The sequence below is a fragment of the Lactobacillus ultunensis DSM 16047 genome (assembly GCF_001436305.1).
Taxonomy (GTDB): domain Bacteria; phylum Bacillota; class Bacilli; order Lactobacillales; family Lactobacillaceae; genus Lactobacillus; species Lactobacillus ultunensis.
The window spans coordinates 12,862-29,582 of record NZ_AZFO01000014.1 but is presented as its reverse complement, the minus strand read 5'-3'; the positions used below and the strand labels follow the sequence as shown (position 1 = coordinate 29,582).

Genomic DNA, 16,721 nt, shown 5'->3' with positions numbered 1-16,721 from the left:
CCTTTCTATTTTACCTACCAATATTTTTTACGCAAAAAAAGAGAACTTTTTCTTCATTTTCCATAAGATTTATAAATTTTTAATATTTAAAAAGCAGCTTCACACCAGTGTGAAACTACTATTACTAATTACTCATTTCTACTTCTTCATTTACCTTCTCTTTTACTCTAAAAGTGACCATCATTACTACGAAACTAAGAGCAAAAGCAATCACATTGACCAACCAACCTAGACTATAAGAGCCAGTCTGATCAAAGAATAAGCCAATCAAATAAACTGAAGCTGACATAGCAAAGGCACCAATCATATTGATAATTGAAAGGATATTGCTGTAATCTCTTTCACCAAAAATTTGTCTGATTAAGTAAGGCAAAGCTACAAGACATACACCCTGTCCTAAACCTAAAATTACAGCTGAAAGAATCAATAGATTACTTTCTTTAAGCATCGCTTGACCAGCCCACCCAATTACGCCAAAGATTGAGTAAATCAAAAGAACCAATTTTGCATTAAAGCGATCCAAAAAGTAACCAATGGAGATTTTCCCAATAGCTGCTCCAATCATCACACCTGATACCACAGTTGCTGCAGTAATTGGAGAAATACCAATATTAGTAATATGACCAGATATGTGTTGAACTGATCCAGATACAAATTGCAGAGCTAACATGGCAAAGGCTAATGCATAGAACACAGGCATTTTCAATGCTTGTTTCAGATCAAGACCACTTAAGTTCTTTCTCTTAATTTGTGTTTCCTTACCATATGCTGGAAATCTTTTGGAAGGTGCTGGTTTAATTGAAATAGCTAGTGGTACCAAGATTAATCCTAAAAGCAGTGCTTCTCCAACGAAGCCACCTCGCCATCCAAACTGCTTAATAATTTTCGCAATGATTGGATTAAAAATTGTTCCACCAAGTGCCGATAGTCCAAGAGAAATACCCATTACTGTACCCAATTTTTCGTTGAACCATTTACTTAGTAAAACCGGAATTGATAAAGTAATAGCAATTGGCTGACAAACACCAATTATTATCCAAGCAAGATAAAAATGAAGCAAGTTATTGGCAACAGCCAAGCTCATCATACTAATAGAAATTAAGGCAAAACATGCCGTTAATAACCAACGTAGATTACTTTTTGCCATAATTTTTCCTGCAAAAAGCAAAGCGATTGCGGCTGCCGCATTTTGAAAAGTCGTCATCAACGCAACTTGAGCTCGACCTACTCCAAATTCATTACTAATCGGTCCAAAGAACAATCCGATCGTATTCACGATTAGTCCAAAACCAATCATTGAAATAAAACAACATACAATAAAAATCCACCAGGGAAATAAAGTCTTCTTCTGTGTCACTTCTTTTCCAACTTTCTAAAAATTATCTTTTTTTATTATAAGGAAAAATTGATTACTTGTGTTTTAAGAAAAGTTAAAATTATGTACGAAAAAATAAAGATACCTCTAACTTTTGAGACATCTTTATTTTCTAGTTTTATTTTTAAATTAATTCTTTTTAAGGTATGGCTTAACGATTTCCAATAGTTCTTCCATTGCCTTCAAACTATCCAAGTTTTGAATTGAAAATGGTTTACCAGGTTCTGCAGGAGTACCGTTATCTAAGAATAAATAAACATTTCCCTTAAATACGTTAAGATTTACACCCAATGTATCAACACTGGTATTAGTTTCACGAAGCATTAAAGCTGGGTAACCCAAATTGTCCTTTAAATGATGATATACGCTCCAGCTATCTGAATTCTTAACGCTCTTTTCAATTTCTTGAATAATTTCTTGGTCCGTCATAACTTTTTCCTTTCTAAAATTTTTAATTTTTATTGATCTTTTTCTAGCTCAATCATAACATTATTAAGAAATAAGTTCGATCTAAAGACACGAAAAGGTACTAAAAGAAAATAACTTTTAGTACCTTTTAAAACCTATTGAAATTATCTATTCAACCATTTATTAACTAAACTCTTGTATTGTCCTAAAGTTAAAGAACCTTTATCATTCTTACTTGAAGCATTATAAACGTCGGCATAACCATAATTATTATCAGTCATATGAGCCATCCCCATAATACGGTGATTCCGGTTAACCAAATTAGTGTAGTGTCCTGCAACTTTATAACCATGAGCGCCCATTACTGCATCAGTGTATGCTTGATCATCCCAGTTTGGATGAAATTCAAGTGACTTCAAACTAGAATTCTTTTTAACATCTTCCTTCCAGTTATTCTTCTCGGTCATCCAAATAGTAATTGGCTCACTCCCAGCTGAGATATTTTCCAAACTATCCTCATACTTATAGTATTGTGGGTGATGTACTCCACCTTGCTTTTGATAATCGGCATCAATCATTGAAATAGCAGTTAAGATTGGTGATACCTTTAGTCTTCTTGAACCAACTTTAGCTCTAGCTGAATTAGCATTCTCCAAATCCTGAATTGAAGCTTTAAGATTAGCAGCACTCGTAGCATCCTTGACTGCACCCAATTTGACATACTTATTAAACTAAGATGGTGCACTCTGACTAGATAAACTTCCCGTTCTAAGCAACTTAGCAGCAGTTCGAGCTTCACTTCTTTGTGCAGCTGACAATGACTTTTGACTAGCTAAAAAACTCATAAAATTGGCAGCATTTTTTTGATTAGAAACTGTAGCTGAAACAGATGAATTATTAGAATTGTTTACCTTTGAAGCAACACTAGATTTTTTCAAACGAGCATTGCTTTTACGGATATATTTGTTAGCTCCAACCTTATAATAGTTTCTACCATGGATACGCTTAGATGAAGCATGACCAATATATGAGCCTTTCAAATAATATTTGCTTGTCCGATGACCACGACTATTGTAAACAAAAGCTTTTGATCTAACTACGATACTAGCAGCAGATACTTTTTGACTACTAAGGTTAGTTACTGTACCTAACGATAATAATGCAATTGCTGAAATTAAAAATCTCTTATTCATCTTTTTTCCTCCCAAAATAATCTACATATTTTTACTCATATTCTAGCAGGAAATTAGAACTTCTTATATACAAATATAACCGTATAACTAAAATAAACTAGTCATATACTCGTTTATTGCGCGCTGTTGCATTTCTTCCCAGCTATTGAACTTAGTCTCTTTTTTAACAAATTGATCAACGATCTTTTTATCTAAATAATCAATATCTGGAAAACTCTTAGCTCCTAATTCTTTCACAAAAACATCAATGCTTACAAACGAAGTATTCTTTTGCATAAAGCGAGGATTAAACAAGTCTTCATAAGAAATCGCTTGGCGTGAGCCCTGTTCAGCCGCCACTTTTTTCAAATTATTCTTAAATTGTTCTTTTTCTTGATTCATTATTCCACCTCATTATTTTAAAAGTATACCACGAAAACATCTGTAAACTTTTCCTATTATAGTTATAATTAGAAACAGAATAAGTAACCCTTAGGAGTTGGTAAAATGGTTAACCGTTATAAGAGTGTTTTTGATATCATCGGACCTGTCATGGTTGGTCCCTCAAGTTCTCATACAGCCGGTGTAGTGGCAATTGGTCGAGCAGGAAATAAAATCTTTGGTGGCGTTCCTCCAAAAGTTACAGTCCACTATTATGATTCCTTTGCGCAAACTCATAGAGGACATGGTACCGACTATGCCATCGCTGCTGGTTTATTGGGAATGAAAACTGATGATCTTCGGGTGCCTCAAGCTGTTGAAATTGCCCGAGAACAAGGTATGGATCTAAGATTCGTAGAAGAAAAAAGTGAAAGTCCTATTAACCACCCTAATACGGCGATCCTAGACATGTCTGATGACCATAAAAAGATTAGGTTAGCCGGGTGTTCAATCGGTGGCGGTGCAATTGAAATTCGTCAAATTATCATGGATGGCGAAGAAATCATTCCTTCAGGAACTTTACCAATTATCCTATTTATTGATAGGACTAAGAACCTACAAAACGAGGAAAAGATGACAGAGTTGCTAAATAAAGAAGCACCTTTCAGGAAAAAACAGGTTTTCAAAGCAGAACATTGCAATATTTATGAATATGACATCAAGAATTATTTAAAACCAGCTCTAATCAGTAAATTAAAAACTACTTTTAAAACAATAATTATTCTATAAAGCGAGACTAAAATGTATAATCATATTAAAGAAATAGTCGCAGATTCTGAAAAACTTCACTTACCGATCTCTGAATTAATTATTAGACAGGAAATCCAATTATCTGGCCTTCCTCGCGAAGAAATTTGGAATAAAATGAAATACAATCTTACAACCATGCAAAAGGCAGTCGAAAAAGGGCGAAAAGGTAATGGCGTTTTCTCTAAGACTGGTTTAACCGGTGGCGAGGCAGTTAAAATTAAGAAATATCGTGAACAACATCATACTCTCTCAGGCGATACTATGATGTACGCAGTCCAAAATGCCATTGCTACCAACGAAGTTAACGCAGCCATGGGCGTAATTTGTGCTACACCCACTGCTGGTTCTTCAGGTACTTTACCAGGAGTTTTGTTTCTGCTTAAAAAGAGACTGAACTTAACCGAAGAGCAAATGATTCGTTTTCTTTTTACTGCTGGTGGCTTTGGTTTAGTTATCGCCAATAATGCAGAAATTGCCGGTGCCACAGGTGGTTGTCAAGCAGAAGTTGGTTCAGCTTCTGCTATGGGAGCTGCTGCAGCAGTTGAAGCAGCTGGTGGAACTGCAGAGCAAAGCGCTCAGGCATTATCTATCGCTATGTCTAATTTACTAGGTTTAGTTTGTGATCCAATCGCTGGCTTAGTTGAAGTTCCCTGCGTAAAAAGAAATGCAATCGGTGCTGGAAATGCTTTAATTGCAGCAGATATGGCACTAGCGGGATGCACCAGCGTCATTCCTGCAGATGAATGCATTGATGCAATGAAAAAAGTTGGCCATCAAATGCCAGCATCCCTTCGTGAAACCGGAATTGGTGGCCTAGCCGGCACACCTACTGGTCAAGCAATTAAAGCTAAGATTTTTGGCAAGGATGTTTAAACATGCGTGATAGTGAAACAATCAAAAATGACATTATAAATCATCTAGCTAAGGTAATCGATCCTGAATTAAATATCGATATAGTCAACTTAGGCTTAATTTATGGTATCGATTTAGATGAAGATGGCATTTGTCTGATCAATATGACTTTAACTACCCCAGCTTGTCCACTTACCCAGTTTTTAATTGATAAAATCAAAGCAGAAGTAGAACAGGTCGAGGAAGTTAAAAATGTAGACGTCGAATTCGTCTGGTACCCTGTTTGGTCACCAAATAAGATGAACGACGCAGCTAAAAAATATTTTGGCATAGAATAAAGAGAAGTAATTCCAAGTTTGAATTACTTCTCTTTTCATTTTTGATTTACTTTAGCAAAATGTCACTAGGCACAATTCCTTTACCAAAGTATGGTTTAAGTTCAATTTGATAATCTTTCTTGAAGAAACCTTCAGCAGTCAAACGATCGATTTGTTTATTAGTCCACTTCAATAAAGATTTGTTACCCTTCTTAACAGCAGGTGCAATAAATTGGTGAGGACCAATTGACCTAATTCCGACTACATATTGCGGATTCTTTTTAATCCAGGCATATAAGTAGGAGTTATCATCAGCTAATGCAGCTCCTCGCTTATTTTTCATTGCATTGAATTGCTGGGTTTCTGAATCAAAACGTAAAAGCTTTATTCCAGGACGGTTGGCAAAGTAGTTTTCACCCGTTGATCCTTTCAAAAGAATCAATTGTTTCCCTCGCAATTGCTTTTCACTGGTAATCGGGTGACTCTTAGGTGAAACGACACCAGTTGATACTTTCATGTAAGGATGGGCAAAATCTACTACTTCTGCTCTTTCTGGAGTCTTGGTAAAGTTGGCTAAGACCATATCTACTTTATTAGAATTCAATGCGTCAACCCGATTATTTCCGTTAAGTTGGGTAAATCGTGGTTTCACACCTAATTCTTTAGCTAATTCTCGTGCAAGTCGCAAATCAAAACCAACTCGTTTACCCTGAGAGTTAACCCAACCATACGGTGGTAAGTCGCCATAAACACCAATTCGAATATAACCTCGACGCTTAATTTGGGTCACACTATTATTGTTGCTCCAACCGCCACCACCAGCAGAACGAGCTAGATATGGTTTAGTTAAACCCATATAAGCTGAAGCTAACACTACGACAGCGGCAATTACACTAATAATAGTGTTGAATATCTTTCGTCCACTCATAGTTTCATCCCCCTAGAAGTCCATATCAGTGAGGAATTGCTGAGCTCTTTCAGATTGTGGTTCAGTAAAGAACTGTTCACAAGGAGTTTTCTCAATAATCTTGCCTTTTTCCAAAAAGAGGACTTGATCAGCGACACGTTTAGCAAAGTTCATTTGGTGAGTAACTAAGACCATCGTCATATGATCATTTTCTGAAAGCTTTTTAACAATATCTTCAATACCACGAACCATTTCAGGGTCAAGAGATGCAGTAATTTCATCAAGCAGAATAATTTCTGGTTTCATAGCTAAGGTACGGACAATTGCCNCGGACAATTGCCACTCTTTGTTGTTGACCACCAGATAATTCTCTAGGATACGTGTCAGCATATTGATCCATATTTACTCGTTTTAGCAAATGATGCGCTTCCTCTTCTACTTCTGCTCGATCCCGCTTTTGGACCTTCGTGGGAGCTAAAAGGATATTTTGTATTACCGTAAGGTTTGGAAAAAGATCATATGATTGAAAAACCATGCCGATTTTTTGGCGAATTGCTTGCCATTCTTTAGGAGAGGACTGGACCTTTTTCCCATGAAAAACAATTTCACCATTTTTATAATCTTCCAAACCATTTAGAGTTCTTAAAAGAGTTGATTTACCTGAGCCTGAAGGGCCCAGAATCGCTAAAACTTCACCTTTTTTTAAATTAAAACTAATATCGTGAAGTGCTTGCCAGTCACCATAAAACTTGTTTAGATGTTCTACCTTTAAAATTTCTTCAGTCATTTTTCTCACCTATTTTTGCTTTGCCATTAAACTCTTTGCCCATACTGATAAAGGATAATCCAGGATAAAGTAAAAGAAGAAAATCAAACCATAAACCCAGAAAACACCTGTTGGGAATTTTTGATTATTTGCTTCGATAATCTGTTGCCCAACATTGATGACATCCATTACACTGATCAACATTAAAATAGAAGTAGTTTTAATTACTCTTGTTGCCAAGTTAATTGTAGCTGGCAATTCCAATTTGAATGCTTGCGGTAACAAAACATATAAGAAAAGTTGCGTCTTGTTCAATCCTAAAGCGAGACCACTTTCCTTTTGCGCTAATGGTACGGATTGCAAAGCCCCACGAACAATATCACTGAACTCCGCTGCTACCCAAAGCGAAAATGCTAAAACTGCCATCCAAGTGCCTGGCCAATTAATATGCAAGCTCCGAGGCAAAATGTAATAAACCAAATAAAGTAGAACTACACTAGGCAAAATTCTAAAGATTTCCATGTAGACTCTTAAAATGCAACGAATGATCTTATTTGGCATTGTACGAAGAACGCCAAAGACAGTACCAATAAGCAATCCAATAACAATTGACAAAGCAGCAATCCAAATAGATGTCCATAAACCAACTAGTAGCCGGTCAAAGTTGCTGCCGCTAAATAAGACATTAATCCCCGAATGCGCCATAACGAACTTTCCTTTCTAGCCAGTTTAAAAGTAAAATTACTGGAATCATAATAATTGCATAACCGATAACCAACATTAATAAATATTCATTAGACCGGTAATACATCCCGATCAAATCCAATGCCGTATTGGTCAATTCAGGAATCGCAATCACTGTAAAAATAGATGTTTCCTTAATTAGAAAAATCACATTGGCTGCCAAAGCCGGCATACTTAAGGCAAAACCTTGAGGAAATACAACGTATCTTGCTAATTGAAAGCGATTCATCCCTAAAGCTTCACCAGAATTGATTTGACTATCCGTTACACCTTGAAAACCACCGGTAAAACCTTCTGCCATGTAGCCTCCACCCAGGAAGATCAAACCAATAATACCAGCAGTAATTGATGACATTCGCCAACCAATTACTGGAAATGCATAATACAAAAAGAAAAGTTGAATTAAAAGCGGTGTATTGCGTGCCAATTCGACATAAGCCGTTGCAATCTGACTTAAGATCGGGGTCTTAAAGTATTGCAGCAAACTTGCAATGACTCCAACAATGATTGAGCCAATAATCCCAACCAATGAGAGCCAAACGGTAAGAACGAAGCTATGCCCATATGCTGGCAATGCCTGCTGTATAATGGTCCAGTCCATTTACATACCTCTCATTCATTAAAACATCTTACTGTAATGTGAATAATAATAGCCTTATTAATACAAGTCAAATATTTTTTTAATCTTTGTTTATTATTTCAAAAAAGAATATAATATTTAACAGATTTAAAAAAGAGGCAAGGAGTAGACGGATGTATATTTATTATCAAATTGGCATTTTAGTAGGGATGATTTTAGTAGCATTTGCTATTCATATTTTGCGTCAGTCTAATAATGGAGGTTCTCCGTTCGTTATAGTTAATTACCTTTTTGCCTTATCCATTTCTCTTGGTGGAATTTTCATCATTGTTGCTAGTTTAGCAGCTATTCAACCCCAGAATTGGTATACTAGCAACACACTATGGAAGATTTTAATTGCAAGTTAAAAAATGATCCATTACCTTAACTGGTAATGGATCATTTTATTTTTTATCCTATTCGACTAGTACCTGTTGCGTAATTCAAACGAACGCCATTTTCAACATTAAAGATATAAACGTTGAAATGAACCGTATTTGAACTAACTGACTGCCCTTCCATCTCTACTCCTCGAGCTAATAATTCATCACCACGGAAAACAGGTGTTACTCGATAACGAACGTAATTGTTACCCGATTCCTTGAGATATTCTGCTACTTCATCTTCATAACGTAGCATATCCGGATCATTAAGCTGTCTAGTTCCTGTCATCAGGTTCTTTAAATTATTGTTTTGTCCAGTTAATTGAAACCCAATTAGATGACAACGATTATAAAGCCAGCCACCAGCAATTCTCTTATTATGCCAACCTGTTGGATCAACATGGAGCGGTTCACGTGGACTACTAGGCATCAATGACTTATTGAGTAATGCATTAGCAGTAGTAACTCGATTTAAGCCATCAAGATTGCCATAACGTTGCCATGCACCGTTTGCTGTACTCAAATCTGCTTTGGAGAAACTAGGATCATTATTATTAACGGTAATAATATCTTTCCCTGTATAAGTGAGAGTAGCAAGCTTAGCAGCACTTACTGATTCAACTGCATGTGCACTCGAATATTTCTTAAGTTGCCTTCTTAATTTAGCAATCTTTTTATCTAATGTTTTAATTTTTTGTTCAGTTTTACGATTCTTAGCTTCAATTTTAGTAGCTTTTATTTTAGCAGTTCGATTATATTTAACTACCGTTTTAGGTGTTTTTGCTAAAACAGTTCCTTGACTACTTTGAGCATTCGAGCAACCTGAAAGTGTCAAAAGCATCAAAAAGCTAGAAAAAATCGTAACAAATTTACGTTTATTCATTATCTCAATGCCTTTCTATAGCCAGCAGCTTTAGCTTCCGCTTCAGAATCAAAGTAAACTGCATTTGCGGAATTCATTCGATATCCCGCTTGCCCTGGAACATGGTAAATTTTAGAGTTACGATTACCAACAATTTTACCTGAATCTGCAGTATTCATATCCCCATGATTGCCAGCGGGTGCTCCTGAATTATGATGATGTTCAGTTTTAGTTGATTGAGATGAATTAGCTGAATAATTATCACGCTTTACCTCTTTAGCCGCTTCTTCTTTAGCTTCTTTCTCAGCTTTTTCTTCAGCTAATTTTTCTTTTTTAGCTTTATTTTTTGCAGCAGCCAAAGCAGCTACTAACTTTTCATATTCTGCTTCTTCTTTTTTCTCTTCTTTATCTAAAACTTTTTCTTTAATCTGTGCTTTAATTAATTCTTTTTGTCCAACTTTCTTAACTATATAATGAACTTTAGGTTCTGTAGTACTGGTTGAAGAATCATCATCGGGCAAACTATTTACCCAGCAACAAAACAGTACGAAAACAATGACAACTGAACTCAGACTCGACCATAATCGATCTCGCTTACTATGTTTAAAAACATACTTTTTTAATAAATAATACGGAATAAGGTAATACCAGAACAAAATCCAGAGAATTACTTTTCCGATTTTTTCTAAGGCATTCATACTTATCTCTTCGATTCACGATAACCCGCTGCTCGCGCTGCAGCCTTACTCTTAAAAAATACTGCATTTTCACGGTTCATACGGTAACTATGACCTCTTATTACATGAAAGATCTTACTCTTTTTATTACCTACAATCCGATAGTCACCAGTCCAAATCTTTGCTTTACTATGTTTATACTTTTTGACATGTCTTCTAGAATGACGTTTAGCTCTATGAACTGTAGCTAAAACAATATCGCAATTATTAAAAGTGGAAGGAATAACCGCCACTTCACCTAGCACCATCAGAATTGCGCTAATTAGGACTAGTAATCTTCTTTCTTTTTTCATAAAATAGCCTCTCATTCACACAAAAAATATATATTTATAGTTTTAGTTTACACCTAAACAATATTAATAGAAGCGACAAAAAAGGCATTATCTCAGAGATAATGCCCAATGATTAAGATAATTTAAATTGAATACTTAACAACGCTTCTTAGATCGACCACAAAACAAATTGCATAAATAAAGCAAACAAATTCAATCATGCCATACTGCGATAACTTAACTAAACCAAACAACAGCACACCAGCCAAGCTAATAAAAAATAAAGTCGAAACAATTGTTAATCCCCGACTATCAAAAGGATCAGGGAATTTATCTAATTCTTCACTTATTTCTTTAAGTTCTTGTGCCGATAGACGTCTAATTTGTTTATACTCTTTTGAAGCTATGAAGAAGTTGCCTGTAATTATGAAAATTAAAGCTACTGTATTTAAAATACACGTCCAAATCATGAGTGAAAGATTATTTTGAGCTCGTGCATGGGCTAAGAAGATAACACTAATTAAACCCAACGCATCCCCAAAAAGGCTCACTAAATACTTTCTACGTAATTTCTTTCTAAAATCTTTATTTTCAACATCAATTGTTTCTTTCTTCATAATCACTAAACCTACCCTTAAAAGTCATTACAAGTTAAATTATAATGCGAACATACGTATAGATCTAGTAATTAAAGCAATCTTTTTCTATTCACAATTTATTTAGCATAGCCAACCTTGTACCAAACACTATTTGCAGCTGCCGGTTTTAATGAGTAGTTTACAATCTTATTATTAACAGCTTGAATCGCATAAGAATTAGTCATTGGTACAATATAAGCCTCATCATTCATATATTGTTGCCACTTATGGAAAGCTTCAACTCTGTATTGATGATTGAATGCCTTAGTTGAATCAATCTCATTTAATAATTTATTGTTTTCCTTAGTAGCAAATCTAGAATCATTCATCGGATTAGTTTCACTATACATCCCTCTTGGTGAAGGTTCAGTTGATAATGACCAGGCAGCCATAAACATATCAATATTCTTGTCATCGTGATCCAATTTGTCATAGAAAGAATTAAATTCAATCAATCTACCACCAGTTAAACTAACATGTAAGCCAATCTTGTGCCATTGTTGAATATAGTTTTGAATAATTGGTTCTTGTACTGCAGAACCACTCATTGCAGCCAGATGAATGTTTAAAGGCTTACCATTTGGTTGAACCCGCCATTTACCTTCCTTTTTATAGCCAGCTTGATCTAATAATTGATTTGCTTTCTTCAAATTATATGGAAAGCCTTTGGCATTTTTATCAAAGTAATCGCCAAATTGAGCAGGAATCAAAGTTGGTACTCTGAAAGTTAATCCCTGCGTATATCTCTTTTCAACTTGATTAATATTCATCGCATAAGCGATTGCTTGCCGCAAAGATTTATTATTCATCTTGGAATTCTTATCCATGGCATTCTTGCCATTTTCCCATTTACCAACTTTGAAACCTAAGTAACTATATGCAAGAGGGATCTTAGCAATAAAGTTAGTATTTTTAGCGTTTTTTACAGCTTGCCAATCAGAGTTAACTACATCTGCAATATCAAACTTATGACTCTTAATCGCTTGACTAGCTGTCTTAGTTGAAACAACTTGCGCCACAATCTTATTCAACTTTGGTTTACCTCTCCAATAATATTTATTGGGAACCCAAGTTACTGACTGACCTCTGACAACTTTGCTAACTTTATATGGTCCAAAGAATAATGGATCTTTTCTGATTTGATCTGATGAAACTAATTTACTGAAAGGTACATCCTTTAAATGATGATATGGAGCTGCTGTTTCAATGAAATAGTCATTACCAGATTGCAACATCCCTGGTTTCATTGCTAAAAAGTGAATGACGATAGTTCTGCCATTTTCACCATCAGGATAGGTTATGCCTGAAATAGTTTTCGCTTTACCATCGTGATAGGCTTTCATTCCCACGATATTAGCTAGAGAATCTGAGTACCGTAGACTGTTGGTAGCTTTATTGGCAGTCATTTCATATGGATATTCCAAATCCTTAGCAACCACTTGCTTGCCATCAGACCACTTAACTCCTTTCTTAACAGTAATTGTTACTGTCTTGGCTTTCTTGTCTAATTTAAAAGTAGCTGGACCTTTATTAGTGATCTTATATTGATTATCAGTATCGAACAAAGCCTCATTACCAAATTGCATTACGTCTGAATCCACTTGATCAACTGATAACTGACTATCAAAAATTCCTTTAAAAGGAGTATCAGTTTCAATAGCATAGGTTAAAGTCCCACCCTGTTTTGCTGTCTTTTGTGGGGTTTGTTCAGGGAACTTCTTCGCAGTCTTGGCTGCATTCTTAGTGTTTTGACCACATGCAGCTAAACTTAAAGCTGCACCAATAAGTAAACCGGTAGTACTGATAAATTTAATAGCTTTCATAGTCATTTCTCTTTTCTAAAAAATAAAAAAAGGCCCACATCCCAATTAAGGAATGTGAACCTTCATAGAATAATTAGTAAATCAATTATCTGAGATTAGGATCGCCGCACACCATAATTTAGGATCACAAATAAACCATCATTTTGGTGGCGGCGTCGTAATTCTACTGTTAATGCGCTTTGTGATTCTAACATGATATGTGACTCCTTTCTTAAATGAATTTAATGTTAAATTAATCTTTCTTTTAGCTATTGTCAATAAATATTTTAGAATTTTTTATTTACATAAAAAAGCACCGCCAAACGACAGCGCTTCAATATTCTTTTACTTTTCAGCTAGCTTGGTAGCCTCTTCTGCAGTATTTTGAGTCTTAACTTTCAAGCCTTTGAAAGTAACATCACTAGCCTTTACATAGACACTACCGACATTTTGCTTAACCCAAGTGTATTCATATTTACTATGTGGATCACGCATTGAAAAAGTAGTACCAATTAAGTGATAGAAAAGTTCTGCTTTCTTTTCACTAGGTAACCAAATGTACCGAGCATAATCAACCTGATAATTGTTCTCAGGTAAAAAGTTGCCACGAGCTGCCTTTTCCAAATATTTACCACCTAAATCAACTAGCTGACCTTGAGCATTGTAAAGTGGTGTAGTCTTTTCTAGGCCTTGTTTAAAAGTAACCAACGATTGAGTTGATTCCGCAAAATTATGATTATCATCCATGAAGAATCTAAAGCTAAAATTACCCTCATCTTCATCTGGATAATCACCTGCATCAGTCCAGTACAAGAATTGGTCCTTGGTGCCAGCTATTCTGACATACAATTGTGGGTCAGTGTAGTCAGTATCGATCAAAACCTGATCAATCTTAACTTTGCTACCAGCACGAACAACTTTAGAAGTTTCCTTTAAATCTTTATTCAAAACGTACATATCAGCACGTGGAATTACATAAGTTGGTTGCTTCGTGAAGACATATTGACCATTAATTTTACTTACATTCACAGCCTTAACGTAGCGACCGCCACCTAAAGCGTAGTAAACTTCCCCTTTAATCTTGTATTGCTTCAAAGCTTGTGGATCTTTATTAGAAGATTCGCTTGGGTAGAAGAAGAAATCATCTGATGAACTAGCAGCTTTGGCACTACCACTGTATGTCACTAAAGTACCTTTTCTTAAAGTACCTTGTTTCTTGATACGTTGACCCTTCTTATTGTAGACATAAGTGTTGGTTTTCAAGAACATTACATTTTTACCGGCAACTTGGCTTATATCTTTTGCCTTAACATAAGCACCGCTGCCAACGTAATAGTAAAGTTCACGTGAAGTTTCCGTCAATTTGCCAGCATATTTAATCTTTTGATTACGAGTTACAGTTGCCTTACCACCACGGTATGATTTCAAACGCTTGCCATTTTTATCATAAACATATCCATTACGAGCAATGTTAATTACGCCCTTTTTATTTATACTGCCTAAGCAATTAGACTTAATATAACCTTTGTCACCAAGCCAAACATAATTTTGACCATTGTTAATTCTGATTACTGGAAAACTATCGGTTGATAAAAGTGAAATACGACTAGTAATCCAAACTGGGTTGCCATAGGTCTTAACAGTGCTATCACTCTTAACTTTTAGCTTGCCAGTATAAAAATTACCCTTACTGTTATAAAGTGTGATGCCATTTGCACTAGTTTTAATTGTATTTTTTACAGCTTTCTTGCTAGCTGCAAAAACAGGTTCATTATTTTGAGTCAAAGCGACAGCTGGACTTAATGCCATTAGAGCTACAGCTGAAACTAAGACGATTTTTTTATTGAGTTTCATAATTTTACCTCGTAAAATATATACCTTTAATTTTTATTTTAGTTTTTCTTATGAATATAGTCTATCTTTATGCCCTCTACAAATTTTTATACATTCAATACTCAAAGAACTACAATAGTGGTGTATAGAGGTACAGCCAAAGCACTCGCACTCTGAATAACAGAAAGGAAGATTTCATGAAATATCTATCAAGAAATCAAGCAGAACAATGGCTGAATCAACATACGCTTTATGGGCAAAAGAAAAAATTATTTACCAACAAATTTATGAAAAGATTAAAGAATTCCTCTCGTTTGGTTCCTGATAAACATACTATCTTCGGAAGGAAATACAGCATGGTGGAATTAAAAGAATATGCTCATGATGTAAACCCTAGACAATTTGCTTAAACAAAAAGGCACCACTTAAATGCGGTGCCTCTTATTATACATATTTTTACTAAAATGACAGGTTGACACCATCCATCAAATGATGCAAGATTATATTATATTTTAAGGAGAACTCATGAAAAAAGTAACAGACTTACCTGATAAAAATAAACGACCCAAGAATAAACCGAGAAAACAGATTAAGGTTAATAGTTTTGCGACGGCAATGTTGGCTAAAGCTGAACAAGATAAGTACAAAGGTCCACAAGCTGTTGATGAGAACGGTCATACGAAGGAAGATCTCAAAGAAAAATACGAAAATGATGCTGTTACGGAATTCTGGAATGCTCTCTTTCCTAAAATTGATTCTGAGATAGCAAAAAAGGACAAACGCAGAACTAAAATTGATCCTTCTAAGGTAATTGACTTTAAAGATAAGAAATAAGACTAAAAAATGGTATCCACATTAAATTACGGGATACCATTTTTTAGCTTAATTTTCTTACTTAAAGAAGTCATCGTCAATTTCAAGTAATTCAAAAGTATCTTGAACTTGAACGCCCACTTTATATTCAATCATCAACTTAGTTAAAGTCTCACCGTCGATCAATTTAATATTAAATTTCTTACCAGCTTCTTCTGCACTTCTAGTAAATGAAGATGTTGTAATAAATACACCAGAGCCAGCACCTTGTAAATCCAAATCACCATGAAATTGACTAATTGTTTGTCGACCGACAGTATTATCTTCTGCATATCGTTTCACTTGAACATAAATCTTTCTCAGTCCTAGCGCATCTTGATTTAGGATTCCGTCAATTCCACCATCATTAGATTTTTGAGTAACAAAAGCTTTACCATCAGCACCTTTATAGTCCATTTTAGTCATAAGTTCAATCATCATATATTCAAAAACAAAAGGATCTGTTTCTCTTAACTTAGTTAAAAGTGCATCAGATAAATTCTCCTTTTGTTTATCAAACCAGTTATGAATTTGTATCTTCGTCAACTCAAGAGACTGAATATCATTATCCGCTTTATCATCAGATTTATTCTGCCTACGCATATTCTGATAGTCAATGTACATTGGTAAAGAGTGAACATATTTAGCTGTAATATCAGTACCCAACTTATCCAGTGTCTGCTTACCTAAATCACTGATCTCATAATGACCGCGCTTGGGACAATTTAATAATCCAGAAATTTTTAGATCGCTTATTGCAAAGTTGACTCTATTTTGTGCAATCAGATCATGATATTTAGAAGCATATCGTAAGTTAACTAAGTTTTCCGGTAAATTTACTGCTTTAATAACTGCATGTTCTAGTTCACGGATTTGCCAATGTTCCTTCATTGAAGCTACTTGTAAAGTTGGACCTAAGAACCCATCCCAAGTTGGCATTTCATTCTCACTATGTTTTAAATTTTTGTAATTTAGCATTATTTAAATCCCA

The 16,721-nt window shown here is 35.1% G+C and carries 22 protein-coding genes and 1 pseudogene; 6 read left to right on the top strand and 17 right to left on the bottom strand.

Annotated features, from left to right (window positions below; genetic code table 11):
- Nucleotides 1–124: 124 nt before the first annotated feature.
- The 5 genes from FC57_RS05490 to FC57_RS05470 form a co-directional block, all read right to left on the bottom strand.
- The gene (locus tag FC57_RS05490) at nt 125–1,357 is read right to left on the bottom strand and encodes an MFS transporter (RefSeq protein WP_040529754.1); all 1,233 of its coding nucleotides are present in this window, start codon (nt 1,355–1,357) and stop codon (nt 125–127) included.
- 147 nt (nt 1,358–1,504) lie between these two features.
- Nucleotides 1,505–1,804 (bottom strand): hypothetical protein, encoded by a 300-nt coding sequence (locus tag FC57_RS05485; protein ID WP_007126413.1) that lies wholly within the window; start codon nt 1,802–1,804, stop codon nt 1,505–1,507.
- A 143-nt stretch (nt 1,805–1,947) separates the two neighbouring features.
- Nucleotides 1,948–2,496 (bottom strand): CAP domain-containing protein, encoded by a 549-nt coding sequence (locus tag FC57_RS11255; RefSeq protein WP_007126414.1) that lies wholly within the window; start codon nt 2,494–2,496, stop codon nt 1,948–1,950.
- Nucleotides 2,497–2,514: 18 nt separating this feature from the next.
- The gene (locus tag FC57_RS11250; RefSeq protein ID WP_007126415.1) at nt 2,515–2,976 is read right to left on the bottom strand and encodes an SLAP domain-containing protein; all 462 of its coding nucleotides are present in this window, start codon (nt 2,974–2,976) and stop codon (nt 2,515–2,517) included.
- Between the two features lie 87 nt (nt 2,977–3,063).
- Entirely contained in the window at nt 3,064–3,357 is a 294-nt protein-coding gene (locus FC57_RS05470) for a hypothetical protein (protein WP_007126416.1), read from the bottom strand.
- Nucleotides 3,358–3,462: 105 nt separating this feature from the next.
- Between FC57_RS05470 and FC57_RS05465 the strand changes: the two genes are divergently transcribed.
- The 3 genes from FC57_RS05465 to FC57_RS05455 are packed head-to-tail and all read left to right on the top strand — an operon-like array spanning nt 3,463 to nt 5,336.
- A complete protein-coding gene (locus FC57_RS05465; RefSeq protein ID WP_007126417.1) occupies nt 3,463–4,125 on the top strand; it encodes a serine dehydratase beta chain in 663 nt (220 codons plus the stop codon).
- 12 nt (nt 4,126–4,137) lie between these two features.
- A complete protein-coding gene (gene sdaAA, locus FC57_RS05460; protein WP_007126418.1) occupies nt 4,138–5,019 on the top strand; it encodes an L-serine ammonia-lyase, iron-sulfur-dependent, subunit alpha in 882 nt (293 codons plus the stop codon).
- Between the two features lie 2 nt (nt 5,020–5,021).
- Nucleotides 5,022–5,336: a metal-sulfur cluster assembly factor gene (locus tag FC57_RS05455; protein WP_007126419.1), complete on the top strand. Its 315-nt coding sequence runs from the start codon at nt 5,022–5,024 to the stop codon at nt 5,334–5,336.
- A 46-nt stretch (nt 5,337–5,382) separates the two neighbouring features.
- Here the strand turns inward: FC57_RS05455 and FC57_RS05450 are convergent, their stop codons facing one another.
- The 5 genes and pseudogenes from FC57_RS05450 to FC57_RS05435 form a co-directional block, all read right to left on the bottom strand.
- Complete coding sequence (locus tag FC57_RS05450; RefSeq protein ID WP_007126420.1) at nt 5,383–6,243, bottom strand: transporter substrate-binding domain-containing protein; 861 nt, start codon at nt 6,241–6,243, stop codon at nt 5,383–5,385.
- A gap of 12 nt (nt 6,244–6,255) precedes the next feature.
- Nucleotides 6,256–6,550: pseudogene (locus tag FC57_RS11245) on the bottom strand (ATP-binding cassette domain-containing protein); the annotation flags it as partial.
- A 1-nt stretch (nt 6,551) separates the two neighbouring features.
- On the bottom strand, nt 6,552–7,009 hold a 458-nt coding region (locus FC57_RS11240), incomplete at its 3' end, for an amino acid ABC transporter ATP-binding protein (protein WP_236695708.1).
- Between the two features lie 9 nt (nt 7,010–7,018).
- Nucleotides 7,019–7,693 carry an amino acid ABC transporter permease gene (locus FC57_RS05440; protein WP_007126422.1) on the bottom strand — a complete coding sequence of 225 codons (675 nt, stop codon included), beginning with the start codon at nt 7,691–7,693 and terminating at the stop codon, nt 7,019–7,021.
- Nucleotides 7,674–8,333: an amino acid ABC transporter permease gene (locus tag FC57_RS05435; protein WP_007126423.1), complete on the bottom strand. Its 660-nt coding sequence runs from the start codon at nt 8,331–8,333 to the stop codon at nt 7,674–7,676. Before FC57_RS05435 ends, FC57_RS05440 begins: the two co-directional genes overlap by 20 nt.
- Nucleotides 8,334–8,485: 152 nt before the next feature.
- On the opposite strand from FC57_RS05435, the gene FC57_RS05430 reads away from it, so the two are divergent.
- Nucleotides 8,486–8,719 carry a hypothetical protein gene (locus FC57_RS05430; protein WP_040529759.1) on the top strand — a complete coding sequence of 78 codons (234 nt, stop codon included), beginning with the start codon at nt 8,486–8,488 and terminating at the stop codon, nt 8,717–8,719.
- Between the two features lie 43 nt (nt 8,720–8,762).
- Here FC57_RS05430 and FC57_RS05425 read toward each other — a convergent pair whose 3' ends face one another.
- From FC57_RS05425 to FC57_RS11235, 6 genes are all read right to left on the bottom strand, one after another.
- On the bottom strand, nt 8,763–9,617 hold the full coding sequence (locus tag FC57_RS05425) for a DNA/RNA non-specific endonuclease (RefSeq protein WP_007126425.1): 855 nt from the start codon (nt 9,615–9,617) through the stop codon (nt 8,763–8,765).
- Nucleotides 9,617–10,294 carry a sunset domain-containing protein gene (locus FC57_RS05420; RefSeq protein ID WP_007126426.1) on the bottom strand — a complete coding sequence of 226 codons (678 nt, stop codon included), beginning with the start codon at nt 10,292–10,294 and terminating at the stop codon, nt 9,617–9,619. The genes FC57_RS05425 and FC57_RS05420 overlap by 1 nt, the downstream gene beginning before the upstream one ends.
- A 2-nt stretch (nt 10,295–10,296) precedes the next feature.
- On the bottom strand, nt 10,297–10,626 hold the full coding sequence (locus FC57_RS05415) for a sunset domain-containing protein (protein WP_040529761.1): 330 nt from the start codon (nt 10,624–10,626) through the stop codon (nt 10,297–10,299).
- Nucleotides 10,627–10,748: 122 nt separating this feature from the next.
- The gene (locus tag FC57_RS05410) at nt 10,749–11,222 is read right to left on the bottom strand and encodes a hypothetical protein (protein ID WP_007126428.1); all 474 of its coding nucleotides are present in this window, start codon (nt 11,220–11,222) and stop codon (nt 10,749–10,751) included.
- Nucleotides 11,223–11,320: 98 nt separating this feature from the next.
- Nucleotides 11,321–13,066, bottom strand: coding sequence for an oligopeptide ABC transporter substrate-binding protein (locus FC57_RS05405; protein ID WP_148449499.1), 1,746 nt, complete (start codon nt 13,064–13,066; stop codon nt 11,321–11,323).
- A 324-nt stretch (nt 13,067–13,390) separates the two neighbouring features.
- Complete coding sequence (locus FC57_RS11235) at nt 13,391–14,899, bottom strand: SLAP domain-containing protein (RefSeq protein ID WP_007126430.1); 1,509 nt, start codon at nt 14,897–14,899, stop codon at nt 13,391–13,393.
- Nucleotides 14,900–15,075: 176 nt separating this feature from the next.
- On the opposite strand from FC57_RS11235, the gene FC57_RS05390 reads away from it, so the two are divergent.
- A complete protein-coding gene (locus tag FC57_RS05390) occupies nt 15,076–15,288 on the top strand; it encodes a hypothetical protein (RefSeq protein WP_007126431.1) in 213 nt (70 codons plus the stop codon).
- Between the two features lie 115 nt (nt 15,289–15,403).
- The gene (locus FC57_RS05385) at nt 15,404–15,712 is read left to right on the top strand and encodes a hypothetical protein (protein ID WP_007126432.1); all 309 of its coding nucleotides are present in this window, start codon (nt 15,404–15,406) and stop codon (nt 15,710–15,712) included.
- A gap of 57 nt (nt 15,713–15,769) precedes the next feature.
- Here the strand turns inward: FC57_RS05385 and FC57_RS05380 are convergent, their stop codons facing one another.
- A complete protein-coding gene (locus FC57_RS05380) occupies nt 15,770–16,708 on the bottom strand; it encodes a restriction endonuclease (RefSeq protein WP_007126433.1) in 939 nt (312 codons plus the stop codon).
- Nucleotides 16,709–16,721 lie beyond the last annotated feature (13 nt).